The following is a 15,699-nucleotide window of genomic DNA, read 5'->3' as shown; positions in this document are numbered from 1 at the left end:
CCTTGTATTCCCTGTTCAGGTTCCGGCATCCGGCGCGGGGATTTCACCCCGGCGCTGAAGTTCCTCCCGGATCATCTTCTTGGTGATCTTGCCATAGGCCGACTTGGGCATGGCCTCCCAGAACACGGTGATTTTCGGCAGCTTGTAGCGGGCGACCTTGCCGTCCAGCCAGCCGCGCAAATCAATGGCCGCAGGATCCGCGCCAGGGCGCGCCACGCAGACCGCAACGCCTGCCTCACCCCACACCGGATCGGGAATGCCCAGCACGGCTGTCTCGGTGATGTCCGGATGCAGGAGTATTTTCTCCTCGATTTCACGCGGATAGATGTTGGAACCACCGGAGATGTACATGTCCGAAGAGCGGCCAGTGATATAGACAAAGCCCTGCTCATCCATGTGGCCAAGATCGCCGGTGCGGAACCAGCCATTGCGGAAGGCCTTGGCATTGGCGTCAGGATTGTTGAAATATCCGGCAAAGACGGCAGGGCCGATGACGCAGATTTCACCTGTCGCGCCCGGCGCCACCGGCTCACCATTCTCGTCTTGAATCTCCACCTGCATGCCGGTGCGCTCGAAACCACAAGTGCCAATGCGGGCGTCCGGACCATCTTCCAGCGTATGCAGGGCGGGCGGCAGAACGGTGATGTTGCCGGTCACCTCGCCCAGGCCGAAGTACTGCACGATCACCTTGCCGAGCTTCTCCAGCGCCCGCTTCTGGTCCGCCCGGTACATGGGCGCACCGGCGTAGATGACATAGCGCAGGCTCGAATGGTCGTACTGATCCGCCGAAGGATCTTCCGCCAGCATCTTCAGGATGGTCGGCACGGTGAAGGCATTCGTCACCTTCCAGCGCTCGATCAACGCCCAGATGCCCGGCACGTCAAGCTTCTCGGATCCGGGGAGAATCGTCTTGGCGCCATGGGCCACCTGCGTCAACTGATGCACGCCCGCACCATGCGACAGCGGCGCCACGACGATGGAAGCATCATCAGGCCCCGTTCCCGGCATCAGATCACACAAGTGGTTGGTGATGACGAAAGCCATCTGGCCGTGTGTGAGAATCGCAGCCTTCGGCCGGCCCGTGGTGCCGGAGGTGAAGAAGAACCAGCACGGATCATCGCGGAACACCGGAACCGGCGCCTGCTTGCGGCCCATGTTGCGCGCGGTGATGGCGTCGTAGTCCTCTGCAAATTCCGATGCACCAATGGAGATGATGAAGCCGAGCGAGGATGCTTCCCTCCGGCAGGCGGCAGCGTAGGCGGGAAACTGCGCGCCGCAGATCATGCCCTTTGCGCCACTGGCCGCCGCCAGATAGGCCACCTCTTCCGGCGACTGGCGGAAGTTGGCCGGGACCCACACGGCCCCAGCCCGGAAGCATGCGAACATGGATTCGAACATCTGGTTGCAGTTGGCCGACTGGATCAGCACCCGGTCGCCCTTGCGGACACCAAACTCATGCACCAGCGCGTGGGCCATGGCCTCGGCGCGCGCCTCCATCTCCGCCCACGTCCAGTGCTGCTCCCCCAGACAAAGCCAATGGCATCGGGATGGCGGCGTGCCGCCTGGGTCAGGAACTGGCTGAGGTTCATCACCCGCGTAGTGGCCGGCGCCACCCCGGCCGCAAGGTCCTGCATCTGGCTTGTTCCTGTCACTTGTGATTGTCCTCCCAAACAACGAATTCCGTGCCCGCCTCTCCTCAAGCCGGGCGAAAAGGTCAGGCGCTCATGGCCCGCACCGCGGCCTTTTGCTCGCGGCTGGCGAACATGGCTGCGAGCTTTTCCTCCACCCGAGACACTTCCTCATGCAGAAGTCCGGCCAGCTCCTGCTGCCGCGGCGGCTGCATACGGCTGTCGATGGCCGCAATGCTGAGTGCGCCAATCACCTGCCCATCAGGATGGCGAATGGCAGCGCCGATCCCCCAGGAATTGGCAAAGATCAGCCCCGGATTGAGCGAAAAGCCCCGCTTGCGCGTCTCCTCGACCCGCTCAACGATCTGCTCCGGCGTCAAAGCCGGATAGCGATCGGCAAGGACAGGCGCGTTCTCGGCCAGAACCTGCGCCACCTCCTCATCAGGCAACGCGGCCAGCATGGCCAGCGACCCGGCTCCGACGCCAAGGGGATGCTCCTGTCCTGCCAGCAGCGCATGGGTGCGCACCGGATATGCCCCTTCCTCCCGGTGCAGGCACACGGAAAACAGACCGCGCCGCAGCGACACGAAACTCGTGTCCTCCGAGCGGCGGGACAGGCGCCGCAGGCTCTCAAGGCAGATCTCCGCCAGACTGAACCGGCGCGCGGCCATGATGCCCAGCACATAGGCTTCCGCTCCCGGATAGTAGCGGCGCGTCTCGAGGTCCTGCTCGACAAGTCCGGCGCAGATCAACGCCAGCAGCAGGCGGCGCACCGTCGGCTTGTTGAGGCCACTTTCCTCGACAAGCACGGACAACGGTGCACCCGCAGCCGCATAGCGCCCCACCCTCGACAAAAGCGACAGGGCGCGATCGACACTCTGTGAGCCATTCAGCATCTGCAGGCCGCTTCCAAGTGGTTCATATTATGGACCTAAAATCCACCTTTTCCGCATCAACACAAGAACAAGCTTATTTCTTCTTGCTACAGAGCCGCAAGAGGCTATTGTCTTGAAACGGATTGGATCTGCACGAGTTCCATATTATGGATCTTAGGGCGTTGCGGGAGGGAAACAGCAACGCCTTCAAGGACCGGATAGAGCTGCAGGTAGCATGACGGCACGCTCAGGGGACGCACATCCCTGAGTGGAAAAATGTGGAGGAGACACAATGAAGTTCGAGAAGCTGAACCGGCTCGCACTGACGGCCACTGTTGCCCTGGCGGCCCTGATGGGCACTGCCTCGGCGGAAACCCTGCGCCTGTCGCACAACACGGGTGATGCCACCTCGTGGCACAAGGGTGCGGAAAAGTTCAACGAGTTGCTCAGTGCAGCGACCGATGGCGCCTACGACGTCAAGGTCTTCCCGAATGCGTCCCTTTCGGGCGGCGACCAGATGAAGCAGGCCGAGATGGTCAGCCGTGGCTTCCTCGACTTTGTCGTCACCTCGGCGATCAACGTGACGCCGCTTGTGCCAGAAATGGCAGTTTTCTCGCTCCCCTATCTCTATTCGGGCTACGACGCCGTCGATGCGACCACCGACGGCGCACCGGGTGACAAGATGAAGGAAATCATGGCCACCCACGATATCATCGTGCTGGCCTGGGGTGAAAACGGCTTCCGTGAAGTCACCAACAACGTGCGGCCCATCAAGTCCCCCGAAGACATGAAGGGCCTGAAGATGCGCGTTGCAGGGCCGATGTATATCGACGTGATGAACTCGCTCGGCGCAAATCCGCAGCAGATGCAATGGACCGAGACCTTCACTGCCCTGCAGCAAGGTGTGGTCGACGGGCAGGAAAATCCCATCGGCGCCGTGATCATTCCTCAGCGCGTCTATGAAGTGCAGAAGTACCTGTCCACCTGGCACTATTCCTATGATCCGGTCTTCCTCGGCATCAGCCGTAAGCGCTGGGAAAGCTTTGACGACGCCACCAAGGCCAAGGTCCAGCAGGCCGCAAGCGAAGCCATGGCCTACCAGAAGGACATCACCCGTCAGGCGACCGCCAGCGGCATTGAGCTGCTGAAGGAAAAGGGCATGGAAATCTACGAGCCGACGGCCGAAGAACTGCAGGCCTTCCGTGACGCCACGAAGCCTGCCTTTGACAAGTGGTCTGAAAAAGTCGGCCCGGAGCTGGTGAAGACCTTCACGGACACCATCGCCGCCAAGCAGTAGGCGGGTCTTGCGGCGCGGCTGCCCGTTTGGCAGGCGCGCCGTTTGCCCTCACCTTGGGTCTGATCCCCAATCCACTGGGCCTACCCCGAAGATCCGGTCTGTCAGCCGTGGAGCCTGTCCGCATGTACTTCCTGCTGCGTGAGGCAGAAAAACTCATCTGCGCCATCATCTTCGCCGGCATGACATTGCTTGGCTTCGTCAATGTGGTGGTGCGCTATGCCACCAGCTATTCCCTCGCCTCGACGGAAGAGATCCTGACGAACGGATTCCTGCTGCTGACAGTGTTCGGCGCAGCCGTGGCGGCGCGCAAGGGCGACCATCTGGCGGTCACTTTGATCTACGAGATGGTGCCACAACCGCTGCGCAAGGCGATGCTGATCTTCGCCACGCTCATGTCCGCCGTGCTGCTGGCCCTCTCCGCCAAATACACATTCGAGCTCGTCCAGAGCCAGATGAAAAGCGGCGTACAATCTTACGCGCTGCAGATTCCGGCCTGGTACTACAGTTTCGCCCTGCCCATAGGCTTTGCCTTCATCCTGCTGCGCCACCTCCAATACAGCCTCGATTGCTGGCGTGCACTCTGCGCGGAAGGAAAAGCCAATGCTTGAGTTCTGGACGGATATGGGCGCAGGCACGCAGATGATTGTGATCTTCTTCCTGCTGCTTGCCCTGCGGCTGCCCGTCGCCTTTGCGCTGGGGCTCTCCGCCTTCTATGCCATGTGGTCCATCGGCTTCGGCCTGGAAATGGCAGGCGACCTCATCGCCACCGGCATTGCCAAGTATTCTCTGCTGGCGATCCCCTTCTTCATTCTTGCCGGCACCCTGATGGGCAGTCTCGGCATTGCGGAGCGGATGATCCGCTTCTTCCGCGTGCTCATCGGCGGATTGCCCGGTGGCATGGGCATTGTCGGCACCACCGTCTGCCTGTTCTGGGGCGCGGTCAGCGGCTCAGGGCCAGCCTCCGTTGCTGCCATCGGGCCGCTGATCATCAAGGGCATGGAGGAGGACGGTTATCCGAAGGCCTTCTCCGCCGGGCTGGTCTGCACGGGCGCTGCCCTTTCCATCGTCATCCCGCCCTCCATCGGCCTCGTGATCTATGGCGTCATCGCCGAAGCCTCGATTTCGAGCCTCTTCATCGCCGCCATTATTCCCGGCCTGTTTCTTGGACTGCTGATGCTCGCCGCCCTGCCCTTCGCGCGCAGCGGCGATCCCGCCAGGGGCGCCGAAACGCTGAAGCGCCTGCTTCCGGCCGATCCTGATACAGGCCTGCCCTATGGCCAGCGCCTGCGCCGCGCCTTCGTCTCCAGCTTCTGGGGGCTGCTGACGCCGGTGGTCATCCTCGGCGGCATCTATTCCGGTGCTTTCACGCCAACGGAAGCCGCCCTCGTCGCCACAGTCTATGCCCTGCTCGTGGGCGGCCTCATCTACCGCACGCTGACCTTGCGCGGGCTCTATCAGTCTCTGGCGGAAGCGGCTGCCTCCTCGGCGGTGGTCATGCTCGTGGTTGCCTATGCCAGCCTTTTTGGCTGGGTCGTGACCGTTGACGATCTCATCGGCAAATACTCCATGGCCTTGCTCGGCATTTCGGACAATCAGTGGGTGATCCTGCTGGTCATCATGCTCATCCTGCTGATCGCGGGCATGTTCATGGATGCGGTGACCATCATGTTCATCTGCCTGCCGATCTTCCTGCCGGTGGCTCAGCATCTGGGCTGGGACCCGGTGTGGTTCGGCGTTGTGGTGATGATCAATCTTGCCATCGGTCTCTTCACACCACCTGTTGGCATCAACCTCTATGTGGCTGCAAACATTACGAAACTACCACTGGAGCGAGTTGCCCAAGGTGTACTGCCCTTCCTCCTCACCAGCCTCATCGGCCTCGCCGTGGTCTGCGCCATCCCCGGCATGTCGCTCGTGCTGGTGGAATGGCTGAAACCCTGAGGCTGCTGCCGCGTTGTTGCCTTTGCCGGCTGCGGAAGTCATTGTCAGCCGGCAGAGCAACCAAGGGAGACCAGCATGGCCGGCAGTCAGGAAGAACGTGATTGGCTTGAAACCCTCAGGGTGAAGCCGGGCCAGAAGGTCGATCTGTCAGCTTGGCCCACCGCAGACAAGCCCAACGGGCACGACAAGGACGCGGCAGAGGCGCGTACGGCGGAAGTCACCCAATCGCTCGCACAGCTGCAGTTCATGCTCTATGCGGATGCGCGCTCCTCTCTGCTCGTCGTCCTGCAGGGTCTGGATGCGGCGGGCAAAGACGGCACGATCCGCAAGGTCATGTCGGGGCTCAACCCGCAAGGGGTGAAGGTGACATCCTTCAAGCAGCCGACGGCACAGGAACTCGCCCATGACTTCCTCTGGCGCGTACACAAGGCAGTGCCGGGCAAGGGTGAATTCGGTATCTTCAACCGGTCCCACTATGAAGATGTGCTCGTGGTGCGGGTACATGAAATGGTGGAGGAGAAAGTCTGGCGCGCCCGCTACGACCACATCAATGCCTTCGAGCAGCTTCTGACGGCCAGCGGCACACGCATTCTCAAGTTCTTCCTGCACATCAGCCCGGAAGAGCAGCTGGAACGCTTTGCCGTCCGCCTCAATGACCCGACGCGTCAGTGGAAGATCAGCGAGGCGGACTACACCGAACGCAAGCATTGGGACGCCTACACCAAGGCCTATGAAGATGCACTGGAACGCACTTCCACCAAGGACGCGCCCTGGTATGTGATCCCGGCCGACCGAAAATGGGTGCGCAATTTTGCCGTCGCACGGATCATCGAGGAAACGCTTCAGTCCATGGACCTGAAGACCCCGAAGGTGAGTGTCGATCTGGAGGACATCCGCCGCCATTATCACGCAGCCGTTGCGGCCGCCAGTGCCGAGGCCTGACGGACCTTTGCCGCATGAGGCTGCTTGTGCCCGCATGTTATGCGGGCATTTCACGCCGTGAAAATTTAGCCTCTCCCTTCCCTTAGGGCATGGCTTTTCAGCCGCATCGAAACGTCATAGCCTTCCCTTTGCGTAAACGGCATCTTGTCTGCTTGAGGAGGCAGACTGTTGCCTTGGGAGGAGACACGCAATGATGCTTTCACTTGTCCGCAACTCATCAGCCGGCCGGTTGTCTGCCAAACTTGGCGGCGGCATGCTTCTGGCTGCTTCTCTGATACTGCTGATGCCGGCCTCTTCCGCGTATGCCGCGGATGCTTCGGGCGAATGGACACGCCCCAGCGGCTCATCACGCATCAAGATCGCACCGTGCGGCGGCAATCTCTGCGGCACAATCGTCTGGCTGAAAGAACCGCGCAACGACACCAAGAACCCGGATCCGGCAAAACAGAGCAAGCCTCTGCTCGGCACCCAGATCGTTCTCGGCATGAAAGCGACCGGCAAGGACGGGCAATGGAAGGGCCAAGTCTACAATGCCGAGGACGGCAAGACCTACACCGGATTCATCCAGATGGATGGAGCCGACAAGATGACGCTGGAAGGCTGCGTGATGGGCGGCCTGATCTGCAAGGGAGAGACCTGGTCACGGGTGAAGTGATCCCAGATCCGTTCGGCATCCAAGCCTATTCAAGGCGCGGAGAGCCGGCACTGGAGGGTTTCAGCGAGTTCGGTGAGGCGGCGGCAATCATGTCAGCCGCCAGCCCCGGCAGATAGGCAGCCCTGGCTCCCCAAAGATCAGGCAAGCACGCCGAAATGCTGAAATTCGATACGGTCACGGCCACCGTTCTTGGCCTTGTAGAGCAGCAGGTCCGCAACTTCATACAGCCGGTCGTAGGCGACAGGCTCCCTGAAAGCGACGCCGCCGACGCTGACCGAAACTGCCGGAACTGGTGTCTGAAGCAGCTGTGCTGCCTCACGCACGCTGCAGCGGATCGCCTCGGCAATGCCCCGCGCATCCTCAGCAGTAATTCCCGGAAGGAAAACACAGAACTCTTCGCCGCCGACCCGTCCGACCAGATCGGCTTTGCGTAAGGGGGAACTGATGGCGCGCGCGATCACCTTGAGAACGGTGTCACCAGTCTGGTGGCCGAAAGTGTCGTTGATCGATTTGAAGTGATCGGCATCCACGATCAGCAAGGCGCCCTCTGCGGCCTGTTCCTGCAGTCGCGCATCATCGAGATAGGCGGAAACCAGCATGGTGAAGGCACCGCGGTTCAAGACAGAGGTCAGGCTGTCCCTGGTCGCCAGCACCTCCAGCTCCTTCTCGCGCAACGCGGCCTGACGCAGCCGGTTGAACACGACAAAACAAAAGGGCACCATCGTGACGATAGACATGATCAAGGCAATCGACAGGGACCAGAAGCGATGCTCCGGCTCAAGGTCGGGCAGATTGTAACTGTCCGCCACCACCGCCAGCAGCATGACACACAGCGTGATCAAGCCCGTGAGCAACCAGACACGCATCCGGCCGGTCGCAGACATATCGATCAATCTTCCTGTCACTGACTTGTTCCCATGATCTTGAAGTGGCACCAGCGTCAAACGCACACTAGCAGCAAGCCGACAAGATCCGGCAAAACACTAAAGAAGCAATGAAATCAGCTGTTAAAGACCAGCGTCGCGCACAGGATTTGCAGTCGAATTGATATTTTTATCAAGGGGCGCGCGCACCTCGTACATCTGATGATTGGCGCCCCTGCGAGGACCACGGCTGCGGAGGCCTTGCCCCCGCAGCCAGACAAGTTAGCGGGCGCGCTGACCGAACAGAACCTTCTGCGCGTCCTTGTCATCGGCAAGCGAAGCCTGACGTTCGCGTTCCTCGCGGCCAACGGCAAGCCCACGCTGGACGGCAGGGCGCTCTTCCAGCCGGGCCTTCCAGGCCTTCACATGGGGGAATTCTTCCAGGTCCATGCCCTGATTCTTCCAGCCCTGTGCCCAGCCGATGATGGCCATGTCGGCGATGGTGTATTCATCTGCCGCAACGTAGTCATGACCTTCCAGCTGCTTGTTGAGAACGCCGTAGAGCCGGTGCGTTTCATTGAGATACCGGTCCATGGCGTAGGGGATCTTTTCAGGGGCATAGATGCGGAAGTGGTGGTTCTGGCCGAGCATCGGGCCAAAGCCCCCATCTGCCACATCAGCCACTGTTCCACATCGGCGCGCTTGCGCTCGTCTACCGGATAGAACTGACCGAACTTGCGGCCAAGATATTGCAGAATGGCACCGGATTCGAACACGGAAATGGGCGCACCGCCCGGACCTTCGGGGTCAACAATCGCCGGCATGCGGTTGTTCGGAGCAATGGCCAGGAACTCGGGACGGAACTGCTCCCCCTTGCCGATATTGACGTATTTCACGTCATAGGGAACGCCGAGCTCCTCCAGAAGGATCGAGATCTTCCAGCCGTTCGGCGTCGGCCAGTAATGCAGTTCGATGGGTGCAGTCTGGGTCACGGGCATCAGGGGCTCCAGTCATGGGATCAGCGCAGGCACGCGCCTGCTCTTGCAGCCCAAGCTAGGACAGCCGCGCCCTTCGGGCAAGTCACGCCCCCGGGAGCCTCAAAGCATCTTCTTGAATCCAAGATGGCTCTGGTCATAGCCTTCGCGCAAATAGAAGCGATGGGCATCGAGGCGGATGCGATTCGAGGTGAGCTGAACGAGGGCAACACCCCTCGCCCGCGCCAAAGCCTCGGCGTGCTGCACCATTGCCTTGCCGATACCTCTGCCGCGCATGTCCGCCCGTGTATGAACGCTTTCAAGGCAAGCACGTCCACGGCCTCGGAACGCGAGACCTTTCTCGAAGATGATCTGATAGGTCGCCAGAACTTGTGAGCCGTCCGCCCCGCCGAGCACCACATAAATGTCCGTTTCAGCCGCACTGAGAATTGCGTCAAAGGCAGCGCGATAATCCTCCGGATCCTCGCTCTCCTGCCCCACCCGGGCCCCGACAGCCCCGGCATTCATGATGGCAAGAATGTCTGCCAGATGCTCCGGCCTTGCCTTTTCGATCCGAAATCCATCCATTGCCTCACCTCCACATGAAAACGCCCCGGGCCATTGGTCCGGGGCGTAAAGACATCAAGATACGAAGGGCCCGGCTTACTCGATACCGATCTTGGCCTTGAGCAGGTCGTTGACTGCCTGCGGATTGGCCTTGCCCTTGGATTCCTTCATCACCTGGCCGACGAACCAGCCGAGTAGCGTCGGCTTCTCCTTGGCCTGGGCAACCTTGTCCGGGTTGGCAGCGATGATCTGATCGACAACGGCCTCAATGGCGCCGAGGTCGGTCACCTGCTTCATGCCGCGCGCTTCCACGACAGCTGCCGGCTCGCCGCCCTCGGTCCAGATGATCTCAAACAGATCCTTGGCGATCTTGCCCGAGATGGTACCTTCCTTGATCAGATCAATGATACCGCCGAGCTGGCCTGCATTCACCGGGCTGGTCTCGATGGTCAGGCCTTCCTTGTTGAGACGGCCAAACAGCTCGTTGATCACCCAGTTTGCCGCCATCTTGGCGTCGCGGCCCTTGGCAACGGATTCAAAGAAGTCTGCGGACACCTTCTCGGCCACCAGAACGTCCGCGTCATAGGGCGTCAGGCCATAGTCCGCGACAAAGCGGGCCTTCTTGTCATCCGGCAATTCCGGCAGATGCAGTGCCAGCTCATCGACATAGGCTTGCGTGAACTCCAGAGGCAGCAGATCCGGGTCCGGGAAATAGCGGTAGTCATGCGCTTCTTCCTTGGAGCGCATGGAGCGGGTTTCGCCCTTCACCGCGTCATAGAGGCGGGTTTCCTGATCGATGGAGCCGCCGTCTTCCAGAATGGCGATCTGACGGCGGGCTTCGTACTCGATGGCCTGACCGACAAAGCGGATGGAGTTGACGTTCTTGATCTCGCAGCGCGTGCCGAAACCTTCGCCCGGGCGGCGCACGGAGACGTTCACATCGGCGCGCATGGACCCCTGATCCATGTTGCCGTCGCAGGTGCCCAGATAGCGCAGGATGATGCGCAGCTTGGTGAGATAGGCCTTTGCCTCGTCCGCCGACCGCAGATCCGGCTTGGAGACGATTTCCATCAGCGCCACGCCGGAGCGGTTCAGGTCCACGAAGGACATGGTCGGATGCTGGTCATGCAGGGACTTGCCCGCATCCTGCTCCAGATGCAAGCGCTCGACGCCCACTTCCACGCGCTCGTCCGGCATGTCGAGGATGATAACGCCCTCGCCGACGATCGGCTGCTTGAACTGGGAAATCTGGTAGCCCTGCGGCAGATCCGGATAGAAATAGTTCTTGCGGTCGAACACCGACTTCAGATTGATCTGCGCCTTCAGGCCAAGGCCCGTACGGATCGCCTGCGCCACGCATTCCTCGTTGATCACGGGCAGCATGCCGGGCATGGCCGCGTCAACGAGGCTGACATTCGCATTGGGATCATTGCCAAATTCCGTCGAAGCGCCCGAGAAGAGCTTGGCCTGGGATGTCACTTGCGCATGGACTTCCATGCCGATTACGACTTCCCAGTCACCGGTTGCTCCCTTGATGAATTTTTTCGGATCGGGCTTGCGTGCCTCGACAATCGTCATCTGATCTCTAATCCTGTTAAAATTCCGGCCGGTTGTGCGCTTGCCGCAATCGCTACGACATCCGTTTCAGAAGGTCTGGCTGCGCAGGCGCACGCACTTGTTGCCTAGACGGGATTTGCCCTGCCTGCAAGAGGGAGAGCCCGCCCGCTCGCTGGAAATTGCAGATGAAAGCCGCCTCCCCTCATCCCGGCGGATTGGGTGCCTTGCCCTTGCGCAGGATGAAACTGATCAGCACCGCCACCGCCTGATAGAGCGCCTCGGGAATTTCTTCATCCAGCTCCAGATGCGAAAGGGCCTCAGCCAGCGGCGAGTTGGCCTCAACCGGCACCCCTGCCTCACGGGCGATCTCGACAATCCGTTCGGCCACCGGCCCCATGCCCTTGGCCGAAACACGCGGTGCGCTGCGCTTGTCATAATGCAGGGCAATGGCAAGCTTGCGGGGTGCTCTGGCCGGCACTCCCTCCGGAGCAGTATCCGGCGTCCCGGGCTTCTTCATGAACTGCGGTCCAACGGCAGCGGCGCAATGGCCGGAGCGGTTTCAGGCTTTGCCTTCAGGATGCGCAGATCCTCAAGATCCAGCCCTTCATCGGCAAAGAGCGCTGCAAGCGTTTCGCGGCGGCTGAGGAACCCGGCAAGTGTCTCCTCCTCGGCAGCGCGCAGCGTGACATAGCTGCTGGTGCCACGCAGCCCAGCCGCAGCCTCCACCGGCCCGCCTTCGGGTAAATCGAGGCTGAAACGCACACGCCATTCCGGCCCCTTGGGATCGGGTGGCACATCAGGATCTTGCGGATCGCGTGAAATCCTGAGGCTGAGGACACGTGACTGCCCGTCGACCAGCACAGGCAGATCCAGCGACACATCCACCGGCCGCGCCGCTGGTGCACCGGAGGAAGCTCCGGCCGGAGCGGATCCTGCCGCCGCGCCGGACGCGGAGCGGACATGCCCCGACTGAATGTCCTGGGCGGGTCCCTTGCCTGCGGTCCGGGCCATGTCCCGGATCAGATACTCCGCAGCCATGCGCGAGACAGATTGCAGGCGCACGCGCTCGCCAACCTCGGCGCCGGTCTTTTGCGCCAGCGCCGTGGCCGTTTCCGGATCAAGGCTGGAAGGCGTGCCACCACGGCCTGCCTGCGCCGCGCCCTTGCGGCCAGAGGGCAACTGTGGCTGGGCAGCAAGCACCTCATCGGCAAGGCCCGCCAGCCGGACCAGAAGTGCCGTCAGACCGTCAGTCTTTTGCGGCACACCCGCCTGGCGTGGCAAACCTGCCGCCATGGCGCCCGCACCTGATGCCGCAAGGCCGAGAACAGCATCTACCGCCGCCTTCAGCCTTGCAGGATCGGCCAGACTGTCTGCATCCGCCTGCAAGCCCTTCAAGGCTTCGACCAGCTTCTGTCCGGCCGGCGGAAGCGCGGCCGTGTCCAGCTTGGCGGCACTGGCCATAAGCGCCGACAGCACCGTGCGTGCCTGTGCCGGTTCGGCCAGCGCTCCCTTCAGCGCCTGCGGGTCCAGCGCGCGCGCCGCTTCACCTGCGGCCGTCAATGGCCCCGGCCCGCGCGCCAGCGCCTGAAGCTCCGCATCGGCCTGCGCACCGGACAGAGAAGGACGTGAGAGCGAGGCACCTGAACCAGCCGCAGTTTGCGCGAGGGCAGACATATGCGCGTTGATGCCGGAAGCCGCGCCAGAAGAGGAAATGGAAGAGGAAGTGGGAGCCAGCGGGCCTGCGGTCTGCGGCAAAGCTGCATTCGCGGCAGCACTTGATGTCGCGGCTCCGGCATTTGGCTGACCTGACTGGCCAAGCCCCGGCGCAGCCGCAAGGCCAGATCCGGGAGCTGTGCCTGCCGGATTAGCCGCAATCATGGAAGCGCCAGAGGCTGGCTGGCTTGTGACGGACAGGACGGGAGGCTTTGCCGCGACCGGGACATCCGCCACAGCCCCAGCTATACCGGCAGCGGCAGCAGACGCTCCTGACGCGGACGGCAAGGCTGGAGCTTGCGGCTGACTGGCCGCCGGCAGGCCTGCCGCCTGTGTTTGAACTTGGGCCGGGACCAGACCAGATGCCGGGCTCGTTCCCGGACTGGCAGCTTGATTGGCCGCCTGATTGACGGCAGGCGTGGCCGGTTGGCCCATAGCCTGCCCCATGGACTGGGTTTGGGGCTGGGCTGGTGCCTGTGTCAGTGTCTGTGGCAGTACCTGTGTCTGGGCCTGCCCGGCAGTTGCTGTCGGAGCGGGTAAAGTTACCGCATCAGGCAACTGTGCTGAAGATCCGGCGGCTCCTGCTCCCACAGCCTGCCCCGATACAGCAGCGGATGGTGGGGGCGCCAAAGGCGCCGCCCCTGCAACAGATGCCGGACCAGGCACCTGACCACGCCCTGCCGTGTCCGCAGCGGCAGGTGCCGCGGGTTGCGCTCCGGTCTGAGGCTGGGGCAGCACGGAAGCCTGCCCCCTGCTGGAACAGGCGCAGCGGATTGCCCGCCCGCAGCAGAGCCGGATGTTGCGACACCGGTGACTGGAGAGTTGGAAGCTGAGGCCTGAGGCGTTGGACCGGGAGCCGCTGCCGGTGCATTCGTATCGGCCTTCAGCAGGACAAAGGTGGAAAGGTCGACATTTGCCAATACAGGCCGCGCTTGAGCCGTTCCAGTCTGGATCGCTGCTTGCGCAGGCGTGGCGCCGCCTGCCGCTTGAGCCAGCGCAGTGGCGGACTTGAGTTGCAGGGCCTGAAGACTTGCAGCTGACGCAGCCTGACCTGTCGCCGTGCTGGCGCCGCGTTGACCCGCACTCCCCTGCGGAAGGCTGCGCCCCTGAAGCGCGGTCTCGTCTGCACTCACCTTCAGCAGCATCGCAGGGGCTGGCTGCTCCACCTCGATCAGCACCGGAGTGCCTGCAGGCAGCGGCATGTCAGCCTTAACGTCAAGCCTGGCCGGGCCCACCGCGAGCCGCATCATGCCCTCCGGCGCACCGCTGACGACCTGACCGCGCAACTGCGCACCGGCGGGCAGCGCCTCAAGCGCTGGAGCCGCTGTCTGGGGAGCCGTCACCTGGCCGCTTGAAACCTGCGTCACTGCATGCGCCCTTCCGCAAATTTGCGCTCACTGACTGACACATTGTTCGGCCTGGCTTGATCGGGGTCAAGGCGCAAAGCTGTTTGCCAGAGAAATATGAGCCAAATCCGGGGCTGCCCGGCAGGAGGAAACTTCATGAGCTGGATGGACAGACTGAACGAACGAGCCGAGCTGATGGGCCGCATGATGAGCGCCATCGGTGCCGTCAACAAACAGAACTCAGGCTTCAGCGGTGCAAATGACCTGCGTGTCGCAGCCACGCGCTGCCTCAGCTGCGGTCACACCAAGGAATGCCGCGAGTGGCTGGATGCGCATCCAGAAGGTGCGGCACATGCTCCGGCAATCTGCCCGAATGCCAATCTCTTCAAGGAATGGACCCGCTAGGGCTGATCGCTACGGCATTAGGTAGCAAAAGCCACCAGAGTTGGTTCAAACCGTTGGTAATGATGACGTTTCATCGAACGAAAGATGGCGGTGGGAACGACTGCAACGGGTGGAGACCTGCCATTCGCGTGGTCGCCGGCTAACGGCAGCTACGCGGGACGAAATTGCCATTCATCCTGCCAATGACGGTATCAACGTGCGGCGCTTACCGCTTCCTCTTACCGCGGCCATCATTCCTCCTTTCCCTTTGAGGGTTCGGCCAACGCGGAACCCGGCGAGATCTCGGCACGCAACCAGTCGAAATAATCGCCAAGGGCGGCTTCGTCGCGCCGGCAGTAGGACCATTTTTGATGGCGCCTGATCGTCAGGAAGCCAGCCTGGCGAAGGAGATCGATATGCCGGCTGGCCGTCGGCTGACTGACACCAAGGGCATCGGCGATGAGCGTGACACAGACGCCGAACTCCACCGGATCGGCCGACTCCTGACCCCTGAACCGGTCTCCAGGAGACTTGAGAAGCCGGAGAATGTCGAGGCGCTGCTCGCTGGCCATCGCGCGGATTTGAGTTGACCGATCATTCATACCCATACATATATCGCAATATCGCTAATTGTAAATGGGTAGGGCACTGCTTTGGAGCTGGATCGGACATTTCTCTTCGAAGGCCAGCGCGGCGAGTGCGGTCAGAAGGCGTTTTGTCGTCAGATCGCACAAATGGATCAGCGCTACACCCACGAGATCGAGACGGCTTACGAACGCCTCGACTGTCCCGTAACGGTTCTATGGGACAGGGAAAACGGCCGGATTCCGATCGCCCAGGGCCATCGGCTCGTTGAACTTATCTCGGTTCGACCTCTCGTCATCATTCCGAACGCCGGTCATCTCGTCCAAGAGGACGCGCCCGAAGCCATCATTGCCGTCATGCTGTCGTCGTAAG

At 61.8% G+C, this 15,699-nt stretch carries 15 protein-coding genes and 2 pseudogenes; 7 read left to right on the top strand and 10 right to left on the bottom strand.

Translation table 11 applies throughout. The features are described 5' to 3' along the window. Positions 1–15: 15 nt before the first annotated feature. Both ACQB61_RS07685 and ACQB61_RS07680 read right to left on the bottom strand, forming a co-directional pair. Positions 16–1,634: pseudogene (locus tag ACQB61_RS07685) on the bottom strand (acyl-CoA synthetase). Between the two features lie 80 nt (positions 1,635–1,714). After that, positions 1,715–2,524 (bottom strand): IclR family transcriptional regulator, encoded by an 810-nt coding sequence (locus ACQB61_RS07680; protein ID WP_430512154.1) that lies wholly within the window; start codon positions 2,522–2,524, stop codon positions 1,715–1,717. 271 nt (positions 2,525–2,795) lie between these two features. Between ACQB61_RS07680 and ACQB61_RS07675 the strand changes: the two genes are divergently transcribed. The 5 genes from ACQB61_RS07675 to ACQB61_RS07655 all read left to right on the top strand — a co-directional run bounded on the left by ACQB61_RS07675 (position 2,796) and on the right by ACQB61_RS07655 (position 7,338). Then, on the top strand, positions 2,796–3,800 hold the full coding sequence (locus ACQB61_RS07675) for a DctP family TRAP transporter solute-binding subunit (protein WP_430512153.1): 1,005 nt from the start codon (positions 2,796–2,798) through the stop codon (positions 3,798–3,800). 122 nt (positions 3,801–3,922) lie between these two features. Then, positions 3,923–4,408 carry a TRAP transporter small permease gene (locus ACQB61_RS07670; protein WP_430512152.1) on the top strand — a complete coding sequence of 162 codons (486 nt, stop codon included), beginning with the start codon at positions 3,923–3,925 and terminating at the stop codon, positions 4,406–4,408. Continuing rightward, positions 4,401–5,741 (top strand): TRAP transporter large permease, encoded by a 1,341-nt coding sequence (locus ACQB61_RS07665; protein WP_430512151.1) that lies wholly within the window; start codon positions 4,401–4,403, stop codon positions 5,739–5,741. The genes ACQB61_RS07670 and ACQB61_RS07665 overlap by 8 nt, the downstream gene beginning before the upstream one ends. A gap of 75 nt (positions 5,742–5,816) precedes the next feature. Continuing rightward, positions 5,817–6,683: a polyphosphate kinase 2 family protein gene (locus ACQB61_RS07660; protein ID WP_430512150.1), complete on the top strand. Its 867-nt coding sequence runs from the start codon at positions 5,817–5,819 to the stop codon at positions 6,681–6,683. Between the two features lie 190 nt (positions 6,684–6,873). Beyond that, the gene (locus tag ACQB61_RS07655; protein ID WP_430512149.1) at positions 6,874–7,338 is read left to right on the top strand and encodes a DUF2147 domain-containing protein; all 465 of its coding nucleotides are present in this window, start codon (positions 6,874–6,876) and stop codon (positions 7,336–7,338) included. A 137-nt stretch (positions 7,339–7,475) separates the two neighbouring features. On the opposite strand, the gene ACQB61_RS07650 is transcribed toward ACQB61_RS07655, so the two are convergent. From ACQB61_RS07650 to ACQB61_RS07620, 7 genes and pseudogenes are all read right to left on the bottom strand, one after another. Then, the gene (locus ACQB61_RS07650) at positions 7,476–8,222 is read right to left on the bottom strand and encodes a GGDEF domain-containing protein (RefSeq protein WP_430512148.1); all 747 of its coding nucleotides are present in this window, start codon (positions 8,220–8,222) and stop codon (positions 7,476–7,478) included. A gap of 261 nt (positions 8,223–8,483) precedes the next feature. Then, positions 8,484–9,199 (bottom strand): annotated as a pseudogene (locus ACQB61_RS07645) (glutathione S-transferase N-terminal domain-containing protein). A 99-nt stretch (positions 9,200–9,298) separates the two neighbouring features. Next, positions 9,299–9,763 carry an N-acetyltransferase family protein gene (locus ACQB61_RS07640; protein ID WP_430512147.1) on the bottom strand — a complete coding sequence of 155 codons (465 nt, stop codon included), beginning with the start codon at positions 9,761–9,763 and terminating at the stop codon, positions 9,299–9,301. 75 nt (positions 9,764–9,838) lie between these two features. After that, complete coding sequence (gene gatB, locus ACQB61_RS07635) at positions 9,839–11,320, bottom strand: Asp-tRNA(Asn)/Glu-tRNA(Gln) amidotransferase subunit GatB (protein ID WP_430512146.1); 1,482 nt, start codon at positions 11,318–11,320, stop codon at positions 9,839–9,841. Between the two features lie 181 nt (positions 11,321–11,501). Continuing rightward, positions 11,502–11,816, bottom strand: coding sequence for an EscU/YscU/HrcU family type III secretion system export apparatus switch protein (locus ACQB61_RS07630; RefSeq protein WP_430512145.1), 315 nt, complete (start codon positions 11,814–11,816; stop codon positions 11,502–11,504). After that, positions 11,813–13,249, bottom strand: a complete 1,437-nt coding sequence (locus ACQB61_RS07625; protein WP_430512144.1) for a flagellar hook-length control protein FliK — start codon at positions 13,247–13,249, stop codon at positions 11,813–11,815. The genes ACQB61_RS07630 and ACQB61_RS07625 overlap by 4 nt, the downstream gene beginning before the upstream one ends. A 305-nt stretch (positions 13,250–13,554) precedes the next feature. Then, the gene (locus tag ACQB61_RS07620; RefSeq protein WP_430512143.1) at positions 13,555–14,379 is read right to left on the bottom strand and encodes a hypothetical protein; all 825 of its coding nucleotides are present in this window, start codon (positions 14,377–14,379) and stop codon (positions 13,555–13,557) included. Between the two features lie 135 nt (positions 14,380–14,514). Here ACQB61_RS07620 and ACQB61_RS07615 point away from each other — a divergent pair, with 135 nt between their 5' ends. Next, positions 14,515–14,763 carry a DUF6455 family protein gene (locus ACQB61_RS07615; protein ID WP_430512142.1) on the top strand — a complete coding sequence of 83 codons (249 nt, stop codon included), beginning with the start codon at positions 14,515–14,517 and terminating at the stop codon, positions 14,761–14,763. A 230-nt stretch (positions 14,764–14,993) separates the two neighbouring features. Here the strand turns inward: ACQB61_RS07615 and ACQB61_RS07610 are convergent, their stop codons facing one another. Beyond that, positions 14,994–15,350, bottom strand: coding sequence for an ArsR/SmtB family transcription factor (locus tag ACQB61_RS07610; protein ID WP_430512141.1), 357 nt, complete (start codon positions 15,348–15,350; stop codon positions 14,994–14,996). Positions 15,351–15,395: 45 nt separating this feature from the next. Between ACQB61_RS07610 and ACQB61_RS07605 the strand changes: the two genes are divergently transcribed. Beyond that, positions 15,396–15,698 carry an alpha/beta fold hydrolase gene (locus ACQB61_RS07605; RefSeq protein WP_430512140.1) on the top strand — a complete coding sequence of 101 codons (303 nt, stop codon included), beginning with the start codon at positions 15,396–15,398 and terminating at the stop codon, positions 15,696–15,698. Position 15,699: the final 1 nt, after the last annotated feature.

Origin of the sequence: Pannonibacter phragmitetus, from assembly GCF_050510895.1 — a bacterium.
Classification (GTDB): Bacteria; Pseudomonadota; Alphaproteobacteria; order Rhizobiales; family Stappiaceae; genus Pannonibacter; species Pannonibacter phragmitetus_B.
The sequence above is the reverse complement of the archived record's forward strand: the minus strand, read 5'-3'. Positions and strand labels throughout refer to the sequence as shown.

Coding starts and splice junctions, on each gene's coding strand:
- ACQB61_RS07680 (WP_430512154.1), bottom strand. CDS start 2,524: ATGCTGAATGGCTCACAGAGTGTCGATCGCGCCCTGTCGCTTTTGTCG.
- ACQB61_RS07675 (WP_430512153.1), top strand. CDS start 2,796: ATGAAGTTCGAGAAGCTGAACCGGCTCGCACTGACGGCCACTGTTGCC.
- ACQB61_RS07670 (WP_430512152.1), top strand. CDS start 3,923: ATGTACTTCCTGCTGCGTGAGGCAGAAAAACTCATCTGCGCCATCATC.
- ACQB61_RS07665 (WP_430512151.1), top strand. CDS start 4,401: ATGCTTGAGTTCTGGACGGATATGGGCGCAGGCACGCAGATGATTGTG.
- ACQB61_RS07660 (WP_430512150.1), top strand. CDS start 5,817: ATGGCCGGCAGTCAGGAAGAACGTGATTGGCTTGAAACCCTCAGGGTG.
- ACQB61_RS07655 (WP_430512149.1), top strand. CDS start 6,874: ATGATGCTTTCACTTGTCCGCAACTCATCAGCCGGCCGGTTGTCTGCC.
- ACQB61_RS07650 (WP_430512148.1), bottom strand. CDS start 8,222: ATGTCTGCGACCGGCCGGATGCGTGTCTGGTTGCTCACGGGCTTGATC.
- ACQB61_RS07640 (WP_430512147.1), bottom strand. CDS start 9,763: ATGGATGGATTTCGGATCGAAAAGGCAAGGCCGGAGCATCTGGCAGAC.
- gatB (WP_430512146.1), bottom strand. CDS start 11,320: ATGACGATTGTCGAGGCACGCAAGCCCGATCCGAAAAAATTCATCAAG.
- ACQB61_RS07630 (WP_430512145.1), bottom strand. CDS start 11,816: ATGAAGAAGCCCGGGACGCCGGATACTGCTCCGGAGGGAGTGCCGGCC.
- ACQB61_RS07615 (WP_430512142.1), top strand. CDS start 14,515: ATGAGCTGGATGGACAGACTGAACGAACGAGCCGAGCTGATGGGCCGC.
- ACQB61_RS07610 (WP_430512141.1), bottom strand. CDS start 15,350: ATGGGTATGAATGATCGGTCAACTCAAATCCGCGCGATGGCCAGCGAG.